This is a genomic window from Rhodoferax sp. U11-2br (genome assembly GCF_018619435.1).
Lineage (GTDB): Bacteria > Pseudomonadota > Gammaproteobacteria > Burkholderiales > Burkholderiaceae_C > Rhodoferax.
The window spans coordinates 1-16,624 of sequence record NZ_JAHFZF010000002.1 but is presented as its reverse complement, the minus strand read 5'-3'; the positions used below and the strand labels follow the sequence as shown (position 1 = coordinate 16,624).

The 16,624-nt window shown below is 60.2% G+C and carries 17 protein-coding genes; 4 read left to right on the top strand and 13 right to left on the bottom strand.

Annotation, left to right across the window (positions count from 1 at the left end; translation table 11 throughout):
- Positions 1-21: 21 nt before the first annotated feature.
- Positions 22-372, top strand: coding sequence for a phage holin family protein (locus KKO72_RS01390; RefSeq protein ID WP_214934749.1), 351 nt, complete (start codon positions 22-24; stop codon positions 370-372).
- Here the strand turns inward: KKO72_RS01390 and KKO72_RS01385 are convergent.
- The gene (locus KKO72_RS01385; protein WP_371736802.1) at positions 343-1,956 is read right to left on the bottom strand and encodes a M48 family metalloprotease; all 1,614 of its coding nucleotides are present in this window, start codon (positions 1,954-1,956) and stop codon (positions 343-345) included. The genes KKO72_RS01390 and KKO72_RS01385 overlap by 30 nt on opposite strands.
- A gap of 138 nt (positions 1,957-2,094) precedes the next feature.
- Between KKO72_RS01385 and moaC the strand changes: the two genes are divergently transcribed.
- On the top strand, positions 2,095-2,586 hold the full coding sequence (moaC, locus tag KKO72_RS01380; protein ID WP_214934745.1) for a cyclic pyranopterin monophosphate synthase MoaC: 492 nt from the start codon (positions 2,095-2,097) through the stop codon (positions 2,584-2,586).
- A 12-nt stretch (positions 2,587-2,598) separates the two neighbouring features.
- Here the strand turns inward: moaC and KKO72_RS01375 are convergent, their stop codons facing one another.
- The 4 genes from KKO72_RS01375 to KKO72_RS01360 form a co-directional block, all read right to left on the bottom strand.
- A complete protein-coding gene (locus KKO72_RS01375; protein WP_214934743.1) occupies positions 2,599-4,176 on the bottom strand; it encodes an O-antigen ligase family protein in 1,578 nt (525 codons plus the stop codon).
- Positions 4,177-4,343: 167 nt separating this feature from the next.
- Positions 4,344-5,129: a TfpX/TfpZ family type IV pilin accessory protein gene (tfpZ, locus tag KKO72_RS01370; RefSeq protein ID WP_214934741.1), complete on the bottom strand. Its 786-nt coding sequence runs from the start codon at positions 5,127-5,129 to the stop codon at positions 4,344-4,346.
- 55 nt (positions 5,130-5,184) lie between these two features.
- Positions 5,185-6,900 (bottom strand): PglL family O-oligosaccharyltransferase, encoded by a 1,716-nt coding sequence (locus KKO72_RS01365; protein WP_251140390.1) that lies wholly within the window; start codon positions 6,898-6,900, stop codon positions 5,185-5,187.
- Between the two features lie 6 nt (positions 6,901-6,906).
- A complete protein-coding gene (locus KKO72_RS01360; RefSeq protein WP_214934739.1) occupies positions 6,907-7,401 on the bottom strand; it encodes a pilin in 495 nt (164 codons plus the stop codon).
- A 346-nt stretch (positions 7,402-7,747) separates the two neighbouring features.
- Between KKO72_RS01360 and KKO72_RS01355 the strand changes: the two genes are divergently transcribed.
- Entirely contained in the window at positions 7,748-8,206 is a 459-nt protein-coding gene (locus tag KKO72_RS01355; RefSeq protein ID WP_214934737.1) for a MaoC family dehydratase, read from the top strand.
- On the opposite strand, the gene KKO72_RS01350 is transcribed toward KKO72_RS01355, so the two are convergent.
- From KKO72_RS01350 to purB, 3 genes are read right to left on the bottom strand one after another with little or no spacing between them, the layout of a single operon-like run.
- A complete protein-coding gene (locus KKO72_RS01350; RefSeq protein WP_214934736.1) occupies positions 8,151-8,960 on the bottom strand; it encodes an enoyl-CoA hydratase in 810 nt (269 codons plus the stop codon). The two genes, KKO72_RS01355 and KKO72_RS01350, sit on opposite strands and share 56 nt — an antisense overlap.
- 56 nt (positions 8,961-9,016) lie before the next feature.
- Positions 9,017-9,577, bottom strand: a complete 561-nt coding sequence (locus KKO72_RS01345) for a YaeQ family protein (RefSeq protein WP_214934734.1) — start codon at positions 9,575-9,577, stop codon at positions 9,017-9,019.
- A gap of 10 nt (positions 9,578-9,587) precedes the next feature.
- A complete protein-coding gene (gene purB, locus KKO72_RS01340) occupies positions 9,588-10,967 on the bottom strand; it encodes an adenylosuccinate lyase (protein ID WP_214934732.1) in 1,380 nt (459 codons plus the stop codon).
- Between the two features lie 144 nt (positions 10,968-11,111).
- Between purB and KKO72_RS01335 the strand changes: the two genes are divergently transcribed.
- The gene (locus KKO72_RS01335; RefSeq protein ID WP_214934730.1) at positions 11,112-11,726 is read left to right on the top strand and encodes a glutathione S-transferase C-terminal domain-containing protein; all 615 of its coding nucleotides are present in this window, start codon (positions 11,112-11,114) and stop codon (positions 11,724-11,726) included.
- Positions 11,727-11,842: 116 nt separating this feature from the next.
- Here KKO72_RS01335 and KKO72_RS01330 read toward each other — a convergent pair whose 3' ends face one another.
- From KKO72_RS01330 to KKO72_RS01310, 5 genes are all read right to left on the bottom strand, one after another.
- On the bottom strand, positions 11,843-12,301 hold the full coding sequence (locus KKO72_RS01330; RefSeq protein ID WP_214934728.1) for a nuclear transport factor 2 family protein: 459 nt from the start codon (positions 12,299-12,301) through the stop codon (positions 11,843-11,845).
- Positions 12,298-13,077 carry an SDR family oxidoreductase gene (locus tag KKO72_RS01325; RefSeq protein WP_214934727.1) on the bottom strand — a complete coding sequence of 260 codons (780 nt, stop codon included), beginning with the start codon at positions 13,075-13,077 and terminating at the stop codon, positions 12,298-12,300. Before KKO72_RS01325 ends, KKO72_RS01330 begins: the two co-directional genes overlap by 4 nt.
- Before the next feature lie 72 nt (positions 13,078-13,149).
- Positions 13,150-13,689 (bottom strand): DUF3833 domain-containing protein, encoded by a 540-nt coding sequence (locus tag KKO72_RS01320; protein WP_214934725.1) that lies wholly within the window; start codon positions 13,687-13,689, stop codon positions 13,150-13,152.
- Positions 13,686-14,972 carry an MFS transporter gene (locus KKO72_RS01315; RefSeq protein ID WP_214934723.1) on the bottom strand — a complete coding sequence of 429 codons (1,287 nt, stop codon included), beginning with the start codon at positions 14,970-14,972 and terminating at the stop codon, positions 13,686-13,688. The genes KKO72_RS01320 and KKO72_RS01315 overlap by 4 nt, the downstream gene beginning before the upstream one ends.
- Positions 14,973-15,366: 394 nt before the next feature.
- The gene (locus KKO72_RS01310) at positions 15,367-16,608 is read right to left on the bottom strand and encodes a cyclopropane-fatty-acyl-phospholipid synthase family protein (protein WP_214935114.1); all 1,242 of its coding nucleotides are present in this window, start codon (positions 16,606-16,608) and stop codon (positions 15,367-15,369) included.
- Positions 16,609-16,624: the final 16 nt, after the last annotated feature.

Sequence of the window (16,624 nt, the reverse complement as noted above, 5' to 3'; positions counted from 1 at the left end):
TTTTGGGGTTAAGCTGCCCCCATGAAACTTATCCTCAAATGGTTGCTCAGCGCCGCCGCCCTGCTGTGTGTGGCCTATCTCTATCCCGGCGTGGTGGTTGGCAGCTTTGGTGCGGCCATGAAAGCTGCGCTGGTGATCGGGCTGTTCAACATGGTGTTGCGTCCGGTGCTGGTGCTGCTCACCTTGCCCGTGACCTTGGTCACGCTGGGGCTGTTCCTGTTTGTCATCAATGCCCTGATGTTCTGGGCCGCCTCAGGGGTGTTGGAGGGCTTTCACGTGCAAGGCTTTGGTGCGGCGCTGCTGGGCTCGCTGATTTACTCCGTGCTGGGCATTGTGATTGACTCAGTGTTTGAGCGCCTGCTGTTTAAGTAAGTCCGCGATCTGGCGCTGGCGTGTGTCGATGATGGACGCGTCGATGTGGTCGGCCGCCCGACCCAGTGCCTCGTTGCTGCGCATCAGGTCTTGTGCGGCGCGCAGCCGGTCCATCGCGCCGTTGTAGTCCAGCCGCGCAGCTTGCGCCTCGGCCTCGGCGCGCAGGGCACGCAGGCCCTGTTGCTGGGCCCCATACAAACCTGCCAGCGTCTGCCAGACCAGGGCGTCCTGCGGCTGGCTGCTGAGCCAGGTTTGCAGGTTCTGGATACTTTGACCCAAGATGTCAGCCTGTTTGAGCTGCAAGGCCAATTGGGCCTGCAAGATCAGCAGCGGGCGGCGCATCTGGGCCAGCGGCAAGCTGGCGCCCTGGGTCAAGCCCAGGCTGGTCGCCAGACTCGTCAGTTGTGCTGGTGTCAGGTCACGTGCGTTCAGGTCAATCTCTGCACCCAGCCAGCGTACCGTCGCCGTCGCCTGCTTATCCACCGCCGTCAGGGCTTGCAGCCGGGCCAGATAACGCCGCGCTTGCACCGGTTCGCGCAGCAGGCTGGCGGCCAGCGCGGCGCCATAGAGCGTGCCCGCCTGTTGTGCTACAGGCAGCACGCGTGAGCCAGCATCATCGGCTTGTGCCAGCCAGCTGCGCAAGGCATCCACACCGGGGTTGGACAAGACCTTGGCGCGGGTGCTCATCATGGCGTGCAGCAGGGTGGGTGCGATAGCCACCGCATGCGGCGCACCCAGGGGCAGGCGCGACTGCATGTCGGCGATGCGCTCGGTGGTCAGCGGGTGGCTGCGCAGGTAGGGGTAGTTGCCGCTGTCGTTGAGCCGTGCGGCCTGCTGCAGCTTGTCAAACATGGTGACAAAACCCAGCGGGTCAAAACCGGCCTGGGTCATCACACCAAAACCGACACGGTCGGCCTCGCGTTCCATGTCGCGTGAAAAATTGAGCTGGTTTTGCGCCGCCACGGCCTGCCCGCCTACCATCAGCGCACTGCCCGCGTCGGCGCTTTTGCTGGCGGCCAGTGCGCCCAGGATCATGGCGCCGATCAGCCAGGGTGTTTGTGCGCTGTCTTTGGCAATCAGGCGCGAGATATGCCGCTGTGTCACGTGGCTGAGCTCGTGCCCCAGCACCGAGGCCAGCTCGTCGCGGCTGCTCACCACCGCCAGCAGCCCCAGATTCACCCCCAGGTAACCACCGGGCAGGGCAAAGGCGTTGACCGTGCGGTCGCGCCCCAGCATGATGTGCCAGGCAAAACGTTCGTCCAGCTCGGGTGTCAGTTCGCCACGCAGGCGGGCAGCGGCCAGCAGCGGCTGCCAGACCCCTTGCACATAGTCGGCCAACACCGGGTCATCCAGGTAATCGGGGTCACGAAACAGCTCGGCCGCAATGCGGTCACCCAGGCGGCGCTCTTCGGCGCTGGCCAGGGCGCTGCCGTCACCGAGCTGCGGCAAGCTTGACGAGGCACTGTCGGTGCTGCCGGGCACGGGTGTCTGGGCTGTCAGGCTGGCGGGCAGCCAGGCACAAGTTAATGCAAAAAAAATAGCTATACGCCCTTTATTGATAAGGGCTAGAGGCCGATTTTTCATAAATAGTTTGCGAGGCATACAGTCCCCAGAAGGTCCATAGTTAGCGCCTGTGGTGCGCGTCAGCCCGTATGATGCCAGCCGCGTGTAAAGGTTCGGTCCTACCGGCCTGCCCAGCCACCCATCTTGAAACGGTATGTCATGAGCACCCTCACCCATTTTGACGCACAAGGTCAGGCCCACATGGTCGATGTGGCCAGCAAGGCCGCCACCCACCGTGTGGCAGTGGCCGCAGGCCGCATCGAGATGCGGCCCGACACCTTGGCGCTGATCACCGGCGGCAGTGCCAAAAAAGGCGATGTCCTGGGCATCGCCCGCGTGGCCGGTATCATGGCGGCCAAAAAAACCAGCGAACTCATCCCGCTGTGCCACCCGCTGGCGCTGACCCGGGTAGCTATCGAGTTTGAAGTGATTCAGGCTGATTCAACAAGGGCTAGCGCCGTTTTCTGCGCCGTGACCGCAGAAACCGTGGGCCCCACCGGCGTTGAGATGGAAGCCCTGACCGCACTGCAGGTGGTGCTGCTGACCATTTACGACATGTGCAAGGCGGTAGACCGTGGCATGGTCATCACCGGCTGCCAGCTGCTGGAAAAACATGGCGGCAAGTCGGGGCATTTTGTGGCGGGTGGGTAGGCACCGGTTTGTTCACAGTGCGGGCGCTGCCGCGCCATGTTTGGCAGCCCAGACCGCATAGTCCTTGGGAAACGCCGCCCGGTACCGCGCAGCGTAAAAAGCCAGCTCATCGTGACGACCCAGCAGCAAGGCGCTGTTGAGCAGCAGCTCCACCACGCGGGACTCGGGTGAAAAGTGCAGCATGTTTTTGGCCAGGGTGTTGATGGCAGGCGCATTGGCGGGGGTCAGCGTGGTGATGGTCAGCTCGGCAAAACCCACCGGATCCTGGTACAGCCAGACACCGCGAATTTTGTCCAGCGTGCGCTCGCGGTAGGCGCTGGCGCGTTGGTCCGGGTCCAGATAGATCTGGCTGGCCAAGTAATAGTTCCAATAGGCAAAACTGCAATAAGCTAACAAAAAAATAGCAGATAAACCATATAAATAAAGGGCTGTGGCACAATAACGTTTGTAAGCGCATGCCAAGCCGCCATGGGGCGGTACCCACCACAGCAGCCACAGACTCAAGGCCGCAGCGATCTGGAACGGCCCGTACCACAGCGGGTACTCCAGCAGGCTGTGTAACGTAATCACCGCCAGCACACCCCAGGCCAATTGGCGAGTCGGGTGGCGCTCGCGCCAGGGCTGGCCACGCCACAGCAGCCACAGGGCCAGGCCACACAGCGCCAGCGCCATGGGCAGACCCAGCTCCACCGCCAGATGCAGCGGCAGGTTGTGGGCGTTGTCCAGGATGTCACAAAACCGGGTGCCCGGGTACAGGGTGATGAAGTGGGCGTAGTCCAGTTCACCCCAGCCCCAACCCGTCCACGGCTTGAGAGTGATCAGATGCAGCACATTGCCCCACAGCGTGAGTCGGCTGGCGCAGGTGGCATCACCCGCCCGCAGACGTGCCCAGGCGCCGCTGCTGAGAGGGTCCAGCCCGGCCAACCACGGCAGGGCAACACTTGCCACCGCGTAGGCACTCAGCGCCGCCAGCAGCACCTTGAACACGCGGCGCGCCTGGGGTCTGGGCACCTTGCGCTGCCACCACAGGCTCAGCAGCAGAATCAGCACCAGCTGCAACAGCCCGGTGCGTGACGCCGAGGCGGCATTGCCCGCACCCAACAAGACCCCAGCGACCAGCACCAGCGTCAGCCGTGCCGACGGCCACGCCGAGCGCGGCTGGCTCGGCCGCAGCCGCAGCATCCCCACCGGCGCCGCAGTCGTGGTGTAAGACGCCGAGCGGGCCACCAGCCACAACAGCGCCACCAGCCCGATGCTCAGCAGCGTGGCAAACTGGTTGCGCTGGCGCAGGTTGCCAAACGCCTGGCCCAGCTCGGTGTGGTTGACCCAGATGCCAAACACAGCCGTCTTGCCAAAGTACTGCAACAGACCCAGCACCGCGCTCAACACCGCCGCCAGCGCCCAGGCCAACACCACGGCTTTCACCATCTGCTGGTTTTCACCGCGCTGCCGATCAAAGACCAGCGTCAGCAGCACCCCGGCCGCACAGGCCCAGGCAAACAACAACGGCCCCACCTGCGCCGTGGGGCCGGGTGAAAAAGGGTTCAGCCAGGGGAGTAGGATGAAGAGGAAGGCGGCTGCGGTGGGCATTGATGACAGTGGAACAGCTTCTGACAGTGCATCAGCCTCAGAGGCTGTTGATCCAACTTGCAACCGTTAGTCTAGAGCAAGTCGCGTCGGATCGGCTATTTCGAGGCATAGGAACACACTTGATCACAAAAACGTTTGGCCGATGCCAGAAGTAATGGTCTGTTCCATCAAAACGAATCCACCGGAACAAAGGCGATGATCCCGGCAGTATTGATATCAATCAGCACGGTCCAGAACGTGTTGCGACCAACCATGGGGACATACCCTACATCCGTCACTGCTGTAACTGTAGACGGTGTAAGTGACGCTTGGATGGCCCGATCTATCTCGGCAGAGCGCGCGGGGAAACGAGTTTTTAGTTCTGCCAGCGATCTTGCACTTTTCAATATTTCCGATTTTGCATCTTCGTACCTTTGCCACAAATCTGGTCGGGCGCTAAGAGGTAAGCCTTGAACTGCAGCCATAGTCGCGTCAAAGCTCTCTTTTGAATCCTTGAACGCACGCACCGATAAAAGTGTGGGGCCCATGAGCGGTAGCTGTCTCAATTCTGCTGGTGCCTTGCCTAACAACTCAGCGGGTATATCAACCGCATGCACGACACGAAAACGGTCGATCTCAAAAACCAGGTGCACTGGCCGAGCAACAGCTACTGTCCACAATCCATACGCCAGGGCTACCAATTGCAAAAGCCCAATGACAGATAGATCACGATACAACTCCCGGTTGGGCTTGTTTCGGTTGAAGACCACCAGTGTCATCAGTGGACCCATGATTACGTCCACTGAAACCACCAGCAAAAACAGATTGCGTCCGCCGGAAATCTCCCAGTATGGGGCGGGATACCAAACAAAAAAAACCAGCAACGCGGCTAGTCCAGCGAGGGTCAAGCTGATGCCCAAATGAATGGCAGTAGCTTTCAAGCGATCTTTCCAAAAACTGGACTCCATCTGCATGCTCTTGGTGTTAAGTTGAATAAGGTTTCGTGACAAAAATATGCGCTCAGCTCGCTCACGGTGTCACGACGAGAGAAAGCTCCGGATATTTTTCGCTTTGTAATCCCCTTAATACGCTGACAGCCGCTTGATAGTAATGCTCTCCGTACATGCCGCGAATCACAGCCATCTGTTTTGTTGCTGCTACGGGTTTGCCGTTCAAACCCAATGCCAAGGCATAACGCAAAGCCAGACTTCCGTAAGGAAAGCGCGACGAAGTCTTACGAAGGTTCTCCAGTTCCTTTTCTCCCATACCTGGTGAAGCTTGTTGCCGAGCCGCAGTCAACATGGCCCCCAGATGCGACAGCATCCAGATATTTGGCGCTTTGTACTCAGTTGGGGTTTGACCGATGTGCAAGTTCTCAAAACGGACAATACGAAAGTCCTCCTCAACCTGGAGGTATTCATAGACGATGTACCCGCCAAGCGCGAACCATACCGCCAGTGCACTACCAACCCAACGGACATTGAGTTTGACGGTTTTGGTCCGCTGATGAGATGCCTCCACGATTCCAACCATCAACCCAGCTGTGAGCAAAAAGTACGAGTAGGCAAACGGATACTCCACCATACTGTGCACAGCAATAGGCAACAAGCACGCCATGGCATAAACAGAGCTGAGGTGGGTTGCACCCCGCATACGCGAGACAAACCAGTAGGCACACACCAAGGTCAGCAACAACCCCAGCGGGATACCATTCCAGGCAAGGATATCCAGCACAATATTGTGTGCATTGGTGTAAGTCATGTTGCCAGGCACAACCAAGCCTCCGGCGGCATGCGCTGTTGGTGTCTGGTTCCATCCATAACCGAACCATGGCGCCTGGCTGATGCCACTGAGCACCTGCTTCCATATGGTAAGGCGAGCACTGTCAACGCCCACATTCATGCTGCGGGCATCGGTCATCAGCAATATTTCTTGGACACGGGGCAGTCGCTGAACCATCACCCCGTAGGCCAGCAGCCAGACCACCACATACCTCGGCGCCAGCCGCGATGGTGTGACGCTGCTTTTCCAGACCAGTAAAACTGCCACCACCACCGCACTCAACAGGCCTGCGCGAGACTGTGCAAGAACCAAGGCAATGGTCATGAACGCAATACCAAGAATCAAGCCCAACCGACCAATACGTTTGCGCTCAAACGTCCAGGCCAGGCTGATCATGCCCATCAGTAACAAGCTTGCCAATTGATTGGGTTGACCCAAGTTGCCCATGGCACGGTCACCCAAATCGGTTTGCACCGCGTACATCGCCAGAATCTCTTGTAGATTTAGCCACTGCAGCAGACCAATCGCTGCAGACACCAGGGCAACAAACCAGAGCACATAAAACACGGACGCTAACGCCCCATGACCCTTAGTAGTATCCAAGGCGTACCCATACCCAATCCAAATCGCAGCCGCCAGTCCGCAAAGGTACAGCGATGTAATCAACGCATCGCCCGCAAACAGGCTGATGCCCAGCAAGTATTGAAACCACGGTAACAGCGCCGTAGCTGCCACCCAAAAAACAATGCGAGGAGCTAGGACATTTGCGGTCGTCCTTCGGTTAAGACATTGGCTGGCATGCAGCAAACCAATGCCGACTAAGGCCAAGGCCTCGGAATGGAAATTTGCCCAAGGCCGGTAGTGGTCATAAGCAAGCCACGCCAGCGCGAAACAAATGACACCAAAGACGCGAGAAAGTGAAGCTGGCATAAAAAAAGCGGCCGAAGCCGCTTTTGAAAACATTAAAACTTACGATGAACGGCAAGAACCGGGCAAGAATTTAGCCAAAACGGTGCCGGGACCGCACTGCCATCCGCTAATTGTTCCGCCCAAAACAGGAGCCGTGCAAGTTGCGAAAGTTGTTGCGTTGCCGTTTGAGCAAGGCTGCATGAAAATAGTCCCATTTGCGCCCGTAGCGATGCCTTGGGACGTAATTGTCACTCGACCTGGATTTGTTGCGGCGGTGCCTGACGTCGCTACAGATGCAACGTATTTTGTGCCAGACCCGACGCTAACTTCGCATCCCCAACCGTTGTCAGCAATGGTAGAACCTGACGATGCAGATTGATAAGTTTCCGTGATGCTGGTACGGCAAGCAGAACCGGCAAGGATGACCTCAGAAATCTTGGCACGTGCCGTGTAATCCTGATAAGCTGGCAACGCCACGGCCGCCAAAATCCCGATGATTGCAACCACAATCATCAATTCGATCAGGGTAAAACCCTGTTGCATAGAACGCTTCATGACTAGCTCCTTGAGGTGAAGAATAAAAAACGGTAACCCTGCCCAGTCAGCAGCTTCCGTGCCAGGGATGTTAGCGGGCTTGGGGTGGCTTTCCAAGTGACTTTTTAGCCAAATGCGCGTAAAAAGTCCTGTAAATGCCAAGCCATTTTTGTCACTCTGTGCACTTTATCTGACAATTTTCGTCACTTCATTGAGGTGTGAACCATGTTTGTGGAGGTGCATAGGTTTGCCAGGCTTTGTGTGAACCCATCATCTGGCAAGTGGGTGCAAAGACCTGGGTCGACGGAGGGCGTACAACCCATTGGCATGGCATGACAATCTGCGAATCCCTATCCAAGGACTCTCCATGAACGAACAAAACGGTTATGACATTGAAGACCTGCATGTGGGCAAAAGCGCCAGCTTTGCCAAAACCATCACCGAGGCCGACATCCTGCTGTTCAGCGCGGTGTCGGGGGATGTCAATGCGCTGCATGTGAATGAGGAGTACGCTGCCAGCACACCGTTCAAGGGGCGTATTGCCCATGGCATGTTGTCGGCCAGCTTGATCTCAGCCGTGCTGGCCAACCGTCTGCCCGGCCCTGGCACGATTTATCTGGAGCAGAACCTGAAGTTTCTGGCTCCAGTGCGCCCGGGTGACACCGTGCATGCCACCGTGACCGTGCTGGAGATTGGTGACAAGGGCCGGGTCACGCTGCAAACCACCTGCCGCGTTAAAGATGTGGTGGTGATCGACGGCCAGGCCCAGGTCAAGATTGGCTCATCGGTGCGCCGCGCTGCCAGTTTGGCGGTCGCTTCTCAATAAAGGCCTGCACGCCCTCCACGGCGCTGTCATCCATCATATTGCAGGCCATGGTCTGCGCGGCGTCCAGGTAGGCGGCTTCGATGCCGTTTTCCAACTGGCGGTAAAACAAGCTTTTGCCGAGTGTGATCGCAGCGCGGGGTTTGGCCAGGATGTTATCGACCAGGCGGGCCAACTCGGCGTCTAGCTGGTCGGGCTCGGCCACCCGGTTGACTAAGCCTTCTGCCAGGGCTTTCTGGGCGCTGATGAATTCGCCAGTGACCAGCATCTCGAACGCGGCCTTGCGCCCCAGGTTGCGTGACAAGGCCACACCGGGTGTGCTGCAGAACAGGCCCAGATTGACACCACTGACAGCAAAGCGTGCATTGCTGGCCGCTACCGCCAGGTCACACATCGCCACCAGCTGGCAACCCGCCGCTGTGGCAATGCCCTGTACGCGGGCGATCACCGGCACCGGGAACTTCTGAATGCGCATCATCAGCCTGGCGCATTGTTTGAACAGTGCCTGGTAGTAACTGTGTGAAGGTTGGGCGCGCATTTCGCGCAGGTCGTGCCCGGCGCAAAAGGCTTTGCCAGCGGCGGCAATCACCACCACAGACACGCTGTCATCCGTAGCGAGGTTGTCGAGCTCCTGCTGCAGGGCGGACATCAGCGCCTCGGACAAGGCGTTGAAAGCGTCCGGGCGGTTCAGTGTCAGGGTGACCAGGCCACGGGCATCGCGGCTGGTGAGGACAAGCTGTAAATCAGAAGTGGTCATGGCAGGGGCAGCAGTGGGAGGTGCCCCTTTGTATCAAGAACCTGGTCTTGACGCCACTATTTCCAGCGCAGCGGCTCGATGTCGACGTTGTGCTTGCCGTCGCCCAGCATCAATACACCCTCCTGGATCGTGGCTTGCAGCGCCATGCTGCGCTGTGCCAGCGGCACCAAAGCCTGGGCGGTGCTGCTGGGGATACGCCAGACCTGCAGCTTGTCAAGCCGGGTGAGTTTGCTCTCAATCCCTTTCCACCAGATGTCGGCGGCCTGGCCAAAGGCGTACAGCACGACCGCGTCGGCTTTGTTGCAGGCTTTGGACAGCGGTTTGTCTTCGGGCTGGCCAACTTCGATCCACAGGCGCGTCAGCCCTGTGAAGTCGCGCAGCCAGACATCAGGCTCGTCCGGGTCACTCAGACCAGCGCCAAAAGCCAGTATGCCGTCGCCCCCACACACACTTTGCAGCTGGTGCGCCTGCAGTGCCAGCGCACACAGGCGCACCATCATGCGTTCATCGGTTTCGCTGGGGTGACGCGCCAGCGTCAGGGTCTGGTCGGCGTAATAACTGTGGTCAATGTCAGCAATCTGCAGGCTGGCTTTGAAAATGGTGGATTTGGTGGCCATCAGGGGCTGCTTACACGCGTCGGGCCAGGTCGGTCGCCTTGCCGGTGTAGCTGCCGGGCGTCATGGCCAGAAGACGGGTTTTCTCAGACTCGGGAATGCTCAGCTTGCTGATGAAACCCTGCATGAGTTCGCGTGTCATCGGGGCGCCACGGGTGAATTCCTTGAGCTGTTCATACGGCTCGGGCAGGCCAAAACGGCGCATCACGGTCTGGATGGGTTCGGCCAGCACTTCCCAGGAGGCATCCAGATCCGCAGCGATGGCCGCCTCGTTGAGTTCCAGCTTGCCCAGGCCAGTGGCCAGCGACTGGTAGGCCAGCACGGTGTAACCGAGTGCCACACCCATGTTGCGCAGCACGGTGCTGTCGGTCAGGTCGCGCTGAAAGCGGCTGATCGGCAGTTTTTCTGACAGATGGCGCAGCACTGCGTTGGCCAGGCCCAGGTTGCCCTCGGCGTTCTCGAAGTCAATCGGGTTGACCTTGTGCGGCATGGTGGACGAACCCACTTCGCCCTTCTTGAGCTTTTGCTTGAAGTAGCCATGCGAGACATAACCCCAGACGTCGCGCGCCCAGTCGATCAGGATGGTGTTGGTGCGTGCCACCGCGTCAAACAACTCGGCCATGTAGTCGTGTGGTTCGATCTGGATGCTGTAGGGCTGGAACGTGAGGCCCAGGCCAAGCGGCTCGGGGCTCTCGATGACCTTGCGGCTGAAGGCCTCCCAGTCAAACTCGGGCCAGGCCGACAGGTGGGCGTTGTAGTTGCCCACCGCGCCGTTCATCTTGGCCAGCAGCTGTACCCGGGCAATTCTGTCGCGTGCCGCCACCAGGCGCACCACCACGTTGGCGATTTCCTTGCCGACGGTGGTCGGGCTGGCGGTCTGGCCGTGCGTGCGGCTGAGCATCGGCACGGCGGCAAACTCGTGTGCCATCTCGCGCAGTTTGTTGATGATGCCGTCCAGCGCGGGCAGCAAGACCTGGTCACGGCCGTTTTTGAGCTGCAAGGCGTGGCTGGTGTTGTTGATGTCTTCGCTGGTGCAGCCAAAGTGCACAAACTCCTGTGCAGCTAAAAGTTCGGGGCGGGCCTCGAACTTGGCCTTGAGCCAGTATTCGACCGCCTTCACGTCGTGGTTGGTGGTTTTTTCGATGTCTTTGATGGCCAGGCCGTCGGTGGCCGAGAAGTTCTTGACCAGACTGAGCAAATAGGTGCGTGCACCTGGTGACAAAGGCTTGAACTCGGCAAAGCCGCAGTCGCTCAGGGCGATGAACCAGGCGACTTCAACCTGCACCCGGCGGTGCATGTAGCCCAACTCGCTCATGGCGGGGCGCAGTTTGGCAAGTTTGGCGGCGTAGCGGCCGTCCAGAGGTGAGAGGGCGGAGATGGCGTGGGTACTCATGGGCAAGATTGTAGGGGCGCACTGTGTGTTCAGTCTTGGCTGCACATGCGGATGGGGCATTGCCCAGACCTGTCAGCTCAGATTCATCTCGACGGATAAAATTCGGCCAAACAACCACGATCACTGATCACCTACCACATGCCCATGAAACTCATTGGATCCAATACCAGCCCCTACGTTCGTAAGGTGCGCATCGTCATGGCCGAGAAAAAACTCGACTATGACTACGTGTTGGAGGACGTGTGGAGCGCTGGTACCGAGATTGCTCAGTCCAACCCGCTGGGCAAGGTGCCTTGCCTGGTGCTGGAGAACGGTGATGTCATTTTTGACTCGCGTGTGATCGTCGAGTACTTTGACACCCTGTCCCCGGTGGGCAAGCTGATCCCGCCGGTGGGGCGTGAACGTGCCGAGGTCAAAACCTGGGAGGCTCTGGCCGACGGTCTGCTGGACGCTGCCATTCTTGCGCGGTTGGAAGCCGCCTGGGGCGGGCGCACCAAGGCGCAGCGCAGCCAGGCCTGGATAGACCGGCAGCTCGACAAAGTCAATGCCGCGCTGCAAGCCATGAGCAAGGGCCTGGGCGACAAGGCCTACTACACCGGCACCCACCCGGGCCTGGCCGACATCGCGGTCGGAGTGGCGTTGGGTTACCTGGACTTCCGTTTTGCCCAGATCAACTGGCGCGAGGCGCATCCCAACCTGCACAAGCTCTACGACAAGCTGGCGCAACGCCCCAGCTTTATCGACACCCAACCGGTTTGATGATCGGCTAAGAACCGCCCCAGCGTCGTTGCGTGGTATTGCCGTACTGAGCTGCGTCGACGCGCCTAGTCGGAGCCGGCTTTGAGCCAGCCCGCTACTCAGCAGGCACTCGCTGTTTACGAACTGGCGCGGCGCTTGAGCCAGCGCATCAGGCCACCCAGCACGGGCAATTTCTCGTACAACTCCTCAGCAGCATCCCAGTAGTCGCGGTGTAGGGTGATGAACCCAGCCTCGTTGAGCACCAGATGGGTTGCACCCAAGATGGTCTGGGTCTGGCCGGTTTTGAAACCTTTGAAGCAAAACCTGAACTCCCAGGTCAGAAAACACTGCTGGCCCTGCAGCACTTGAGTGGTTACCACAAAACGCGGCTGCTCCAGCTGCACAAACATGTGGGCAAAGATGTGCTGGATGGCTGGGATGCCCACCACCTCATTGAACGGGTCCTTAAAACGGGCCTGCGGCTCGTAAAACTCACCCAGGTGGTCGAGGTTGTGTGGCGACACGGCTTCAAAAAACTGCACCATGCGTTCGATGGCCGCAGTGTAGTCGGCGGTTGGCAGGGTAGTGGTGCTCATTGCGTGACTTTCTGAACCAGTTGGAAATAGACGCGGTAGGGCAGCACGCGCAGCAGCTTGAGCCACAGCGTGAACCGTTTTGGAAAGTGGATCTCGAACCGCCCCTTGGCCCAGCCCGACAAAATCGCCTGTGCGGCCTGGTCCGGGCTCAAGAGCGCGGGCATCTTGAAGTCGTTCTGCGCGGTCAGTGGTGTCTCGACAAACCCTGGATTGATGATCGACACCCCAAGACCCAATGGATGCAGGTCCAGGTACAGCGCTTCGGCCAGGTTGATCAGCGCCGCTTTGGTCGGGCCATAGGCCAGGCTGTTGGGCAAGCCACCGTAACCCGCCACACTGCCCACCAGGCTGATGTGGCCCTGGCCACGCGCACGCAGGGCGGGCAAGACAGCGTCGAGCATGTACAAAGCGCCCAGGTAATTGACCTCCACATGGCGCTGCATGTTGGCCGCGTCCAGCGTGTCGGCGCGCATCGGCTCGTAATGGCCGGCGCAGTACAGCACGCAGTCAAGCGGGCCTTGGGCCAGCAGGCTGGTTGCGGCCTGTTGCAGTGCGGCCTGATCGGTGGCGTCCAGCGGCAAGGCCTGGCACAGCGGGTGGGCTTGCGCCAGCGCCTGCAAGGCGGACGCTTTGCGCGCCGACACCACCACCCGCGCACCCTGGGCCAACAAGGCCCGCGCGGTGGCAGCACCAATGCCGCTGCTGGCGCCCACAATCCAGACGGTTTTGCCTCGCCAGTCGGTCAGAAGCGGGTTCAGGGGGCTGAGTAGGGACATGGCTTGCTTTATAAATAATAGCTACCTGCCCTTATCAATAAAGGGCTAGAGGCCAACTTGGTTTGTAAGGTGTTAAACCGAATGTTTGGTGAACGCCAGCGTGACCTCGCCCAGGCGAATCCCGAACTTGCGCATCGTGGCCTTGTTGAGCATCACGGTGTCGGTCATCAAGTACATCCAGTCGTCAAACTGCACCTCGTAGACCTTGCCGTCCACCGGCAGCGACAGCGTGTAGGTCCAGTGGAAGGCATTGCCACGCGTCTGGCCGCTGGCTTGGCCCACCACATCGTCGGCACGGCCGGTGTAGCGGCCATCGGGCAGCTGGGTCAGGCGCCAGATGCGTTTTTGTGTGGTGCCATCGGAGTAAGTGAAAGATTCATCTAGCACCCCCTCGTTGCCACTCCAGCTGCACAACATCAGCACGGTGAAGCGTTTCACCACCGCGCCCGAACGGTCGGTGAAGAGCCCGTAGGCCGTGAGCTGGCCGTTGAAGTAGCTGCGCAGATCCAACACCGGGGTCTGGCTGGCGTAACTCTCGATGTCTTGGGAGGCGCAGCCACTCAAGGCCAGGCCAGCGGCGGCGCTGGCTGATAGGAGCAATCGTCGTTTCATGGTCTCTTTCGGATGAGGAGGAGGTAGAGCAGGCCAGCGGCCAGCGTTTTGAGCAGGCAAGGCAACACGCAATAGGCCAGGGTCAGGGTGCGCAAGGCTTCGGGGTCGGTGGCGCCGGGTGTGTAGCCCAGCAGGCCCAGCGCAGGCAGCGCCAGCCCGGCGGCCAGGGCCAGGTTGAGCTTGCTGGCAAAGGCCCACCAGCCAAAGTAAGCCCCCTCCAGCTGCTGCTGATCACCGCTGCGCTGGATGACACCCGCGAGCAAAGCCGCAGGCAGGGCCAGGTCCGTGCCCAGCGCCACACCCGAGAGGGCACACACGGCAACAAATTCGGCCACGTCGCCCGCACCCAGACCTGCAGCAAAGGCAAACACGCCAATCGCCAGCAACATGCCCAGCCCCCAGGTGCGCACCAGACCCAGACGAGCCACCACTTTGAGCCACAACGGGATGCTCAGCGCGGCGGAGACAAAATAACTGCCTAAAAAGAGCGGCTCGGCACTGGCGGGCGCCTGCAACCTGTCCTGCACAAAAAACAGCAGCAGGGTGGCGGGAATCGCGCTGGCAATGCCATTGACCATGAACACGGCTAACAAGCGCCTGAACCGGGCACGCCGCCAGGGCAGCCACAAACGACCAGCGGCAGGCTGGTAGACCAGCACACCACTGGCCTGCGGCCTGGGCCCACTGTGCCAGGCCAGCCAACCGCCCACACTCACTACCAACAAGATAGCGGCTGTGGCAGGTAAACCGAGGGCGACAGGCGAAATCGATGCAATGACCACACCCAGCAACCCCAGCCCCTCGCGCCAAGCGACCACGCGGCTGCGGTAAAGCGCATCCCCACCCAGCCGTGCGCCCCATGCCTGGTGCAGGATGGTTAACGCGCTGAACGCGGTGGTGGTCAGCAGCAGCGTGGCACCGAGCCACAACAGCAGCTGGCTGGGGCTGTGGTGCAGCGCGGCGGGCGGGAAAAACAGCAAGGCAAACCCGCTGCACAGCAGCACGGCGGCCAGCGCAGCCCAGCGCAGCACCCGGGCTGGCGCACTTTGTGCCGCGTGATCGTGCTGGTGCAGGCCATCGGCCCAGCGCCCGAGCAGTGGGTCGATCAGGGTGTCAAACAGGCGCACGGCCACCAGCACCGCACCGAGCGTGGCCAGCGGCACACCAAAGCTGCGGGCGTAGTGGTTGGGCAGCAGCACATACAGCGGCAGTGCCACAAAGGCCAGCGGTAGCCCCATCAGGCCGTAGCGCCAGCCTTGTTGCCAGGTGAGTGGGGTGCTCATGGCGTGTGGCCCAGATAAGAGCCAAACAAAGCTTCAGCGTTGCTTGTGGTCGCGAGTGGCAGAGTTCCGGGATGTCTTGCGTCTCGAGTGGCAGTGGGCGGGGTAGAGCGGGCCACCTCAGACGCGCTGCGCTTTGCGACATCGGTGTCCCGCCATACCCCACCCACTGCTGTGAGCGTCTGGGGCCACAAGCGTTCAACAACCGGATTTCCGCAAGGCAGCGATACCAACCCCGTCTCAGGCGAGGCGGGGGCAGGCCGTAGGCCGATGTCGCAAAGCGCAGCGCGACTGAGGCCCGCGGCCTGCCCCTGCTTCGCCGACCACATCGGCAGGCACGTCATGGAATGGCTCCGGACTTCCATAGACCACGCGTTGTCACGGACGTCGTCCTGAATCAATCCGCACGTTTGCGCAACGTGTACTGCAGCACGTCAATGTTGTTTTCCAGAAACGCGGCCTCGCAGTAGGCTAGGTAAAACTCCCAGATGTGCATGAAGCGTTCGTCAAAGCCAGTGGCCAGCACCTCGACACGGCGGCTCAGGAAGGCGTCGCGCCAGCGTTTGAGGGTTTCGCCATAGTCGTGGCCAAAGGCGTATTCGTCCACCACCTCCAACCCTGCCGCTGCCGCTTGGGCGCGGAACTCACGTGGGCAAGGCAGGCAGCCGCCCGGAAAGATGTACTGCTGGATGAAGTCGGTGGAGTTGACATAGCGGTCAAACAAGGCGTCGTCGATCACGATGCTCTGCACACAGGCGCGCCCACCGGGTTTGAGCAACTTGGCCAGGGTTGCAAAGTAGGTTGGCCAGTACTCGCGCCCCACCGCTTCGATCATCTCGATCGAGCAGATCGCATCAAACGGTGCGTCGTTGATGTCGCGGTAATCCTGCAGCCGCAGATCGGCCTGCTGGCCCACACCCAAGCGCGCCATGCGGTTCTGGGCAAAGGCCAGTTGCTCGGTGCTGAGCGTCACGCCGGTGATGTGGGCGCCAAATTCGGTGGTGGCTTTTTCTGCCAGTGCGCCCCAGCCGCAGCCAATTTCCAGCACCCGGTCGCCAGCCTTCACCCCGGCCATGCTGAGCGCGCGGCGCACCTTGGTATGTTGGGCCTGGGCCATGGGCTGGGTGATGTCGCCGCCAAAAATAGCGGCTGAGTAGTTCATGGTGTCGTCCAGCCAGAGCTTGTAGAAGGCATTGCCCAGGTCGTAATGGGCGTGGATGTTTTTCTGGCTGTTCGCCTTGGTGTTGCGGTGCATCAGGTGTTTGATGCGGTACAGCAGCCGACCCAGCCAGGTGCCATAGATCACACCTTCGACCTCGGTGCGGTTTTTGATCAACACGCGCAGCAGCTCGGTCAGGTTCGGGGTGCTCCAGTCACCGGCGATGAAACTCTCGGCAAAACCGATGTCGCCTGACTTGAGCGCGGCGCTGAACGGCGTCCAGTTGTGCAACACCAGGGTGGCATGTGGCAGCGTCTGTTGGCCAAAACGCTGCATGCTGCCATCGGGCAACTGCACGGTGAGGCTGCCATGCTGCAGTTTTTGCAGCAGCTTGAAAACTGTGCGTGCGGGTCTGGGGCAGTTTTGGGGCAAAACAAAAACGCTCGCCCGACTGGTCGTGCTGCTGTGGGTGGGGGGCATGGCGGGTGACCTCAAC

Excerpts from the sequence above, each read along its gene's own strand:
- KKO72_RS01390 (WP_214934749.1), top strand. The coding sequence starts at position 22 with ATGAAACTTATCCTCAAATGGTTGCTCAGCGCCGCCGCCCTGCTGTGT.
- KKO72_RS01385 (WP_371736802.1), bottom strand. The coding sequence starts at position 1,956 with ATGAAAAATCGGCCTCTAGCCCTTATCAATAAAGGGCGTATAGCTATT.
- moaC (WP_214934745.1), top strand. The coding sequence starts at position 2,095 with ATGAGCACCCTCACCCATTTTGACGCACAAGGTCAGGCCCACATGGTC.
- KKO72_RS01375 (WP_214934743.1), bottom strand. The coding sequence starts at position 4,176 with ATGCCCACCGCAGCCGCCTTCCTCTTCATCCTACTCCCCTGGCTGAAC.
- tfpZ (WP_214934741.1), bottom strand. The coding sequence starts at position 5,129 with ATGCAGATGGAGTCCAGTTTTTGGAAAGATCGCTTGAAAGCTACTGCC.
- KKO72_RS01365 (WP_251140390.1), bottom strand. The coding sequence starts at position 6,900 with ATGTTTTCAAAAGCGGCTTCGGCCGCTTTTTTTATGCCAGCTTCACTT.
- KKO72_RS01360 (WP_214934739.1), bottom strand. The coding sequence starts at position 7,401 with ATGAAGCGTTCTATGCAACAGGGTTTTACCCTGATCGAATTGATGATT.
- KKO72_RS01355 (WP_214934737.1), top strand. The coding sequence starts at position 7,748 with ATGAACGAACAAAACGGTTATGACATTGAAGACCTGCATGTGGGCAAA.
- KKO72_RS01350 (WP_214934736.1), bottom strand. The coding sequence starts at position 8,960 with ATGACCACTTCTGATTTACAGCTTGTCCTCACCAGCCGCGATGCCCGT.
- KKO72_RS01345 (WP_214934734.1), bottom strand. The coding sequence starts at position 9,577 with ATGGCCACCAAATCCACCATTTTCAAAGCCAGCCTGCAGATTGCTGAC.
- purB (WP_214934732.1), bottom strand. The coding sequence starts at position 10,967 with ATGAGTACCCACGCCATCTCCGCCCTCTCACCTCTGGACGGCCGCTAC.
- KKO72_RS01335 (WP_214934730.1), top strand. The coding sequence starts at position 11,112 with ATGAAACTCATTGGATCCAATACCAGCCCCTACGTTCGTAAGGTGCGC.
- KKO72_RS01330 (WP_214934728.1), bottom strand. The coding sequence starts at position 12,301 with ATGAGCACCACTACCCTGCCAACCGCCGACTACACTGCGGCCATCGAA.
- KKO72_RS01325 (WP_214934727.1), bottom strand. The coding sequence starts at position 13,077 with ATGTCCCTACTCAGCCCCCTGAACCCGCTTCTGACCGACTGGCGAGGC.
- KKO72_RS01320 (WP_214934725.1), bottom strand. The coding sequence starts at position 13,689 with ATGAAACGACGATTGCTCCTATCAGCCAGCGCCGCCGCTGGCCTGGCC.
- KKO72_RS01315 (WP_214934723.1), bottom strand. The coding sequence starts at position 14,972 with ATGAGCACCCCACTCACCTGGCAACAAGGCTGGCGCTACGGCCTGATG.
- KKO72_RS01310 (WP_214935114.1), bottom strand. The coding sequence starts at position 16,608 with ATGCCCCCCACCCACAGCAGCACGACCAGTCGGGCGAGCGTTTTTGTT.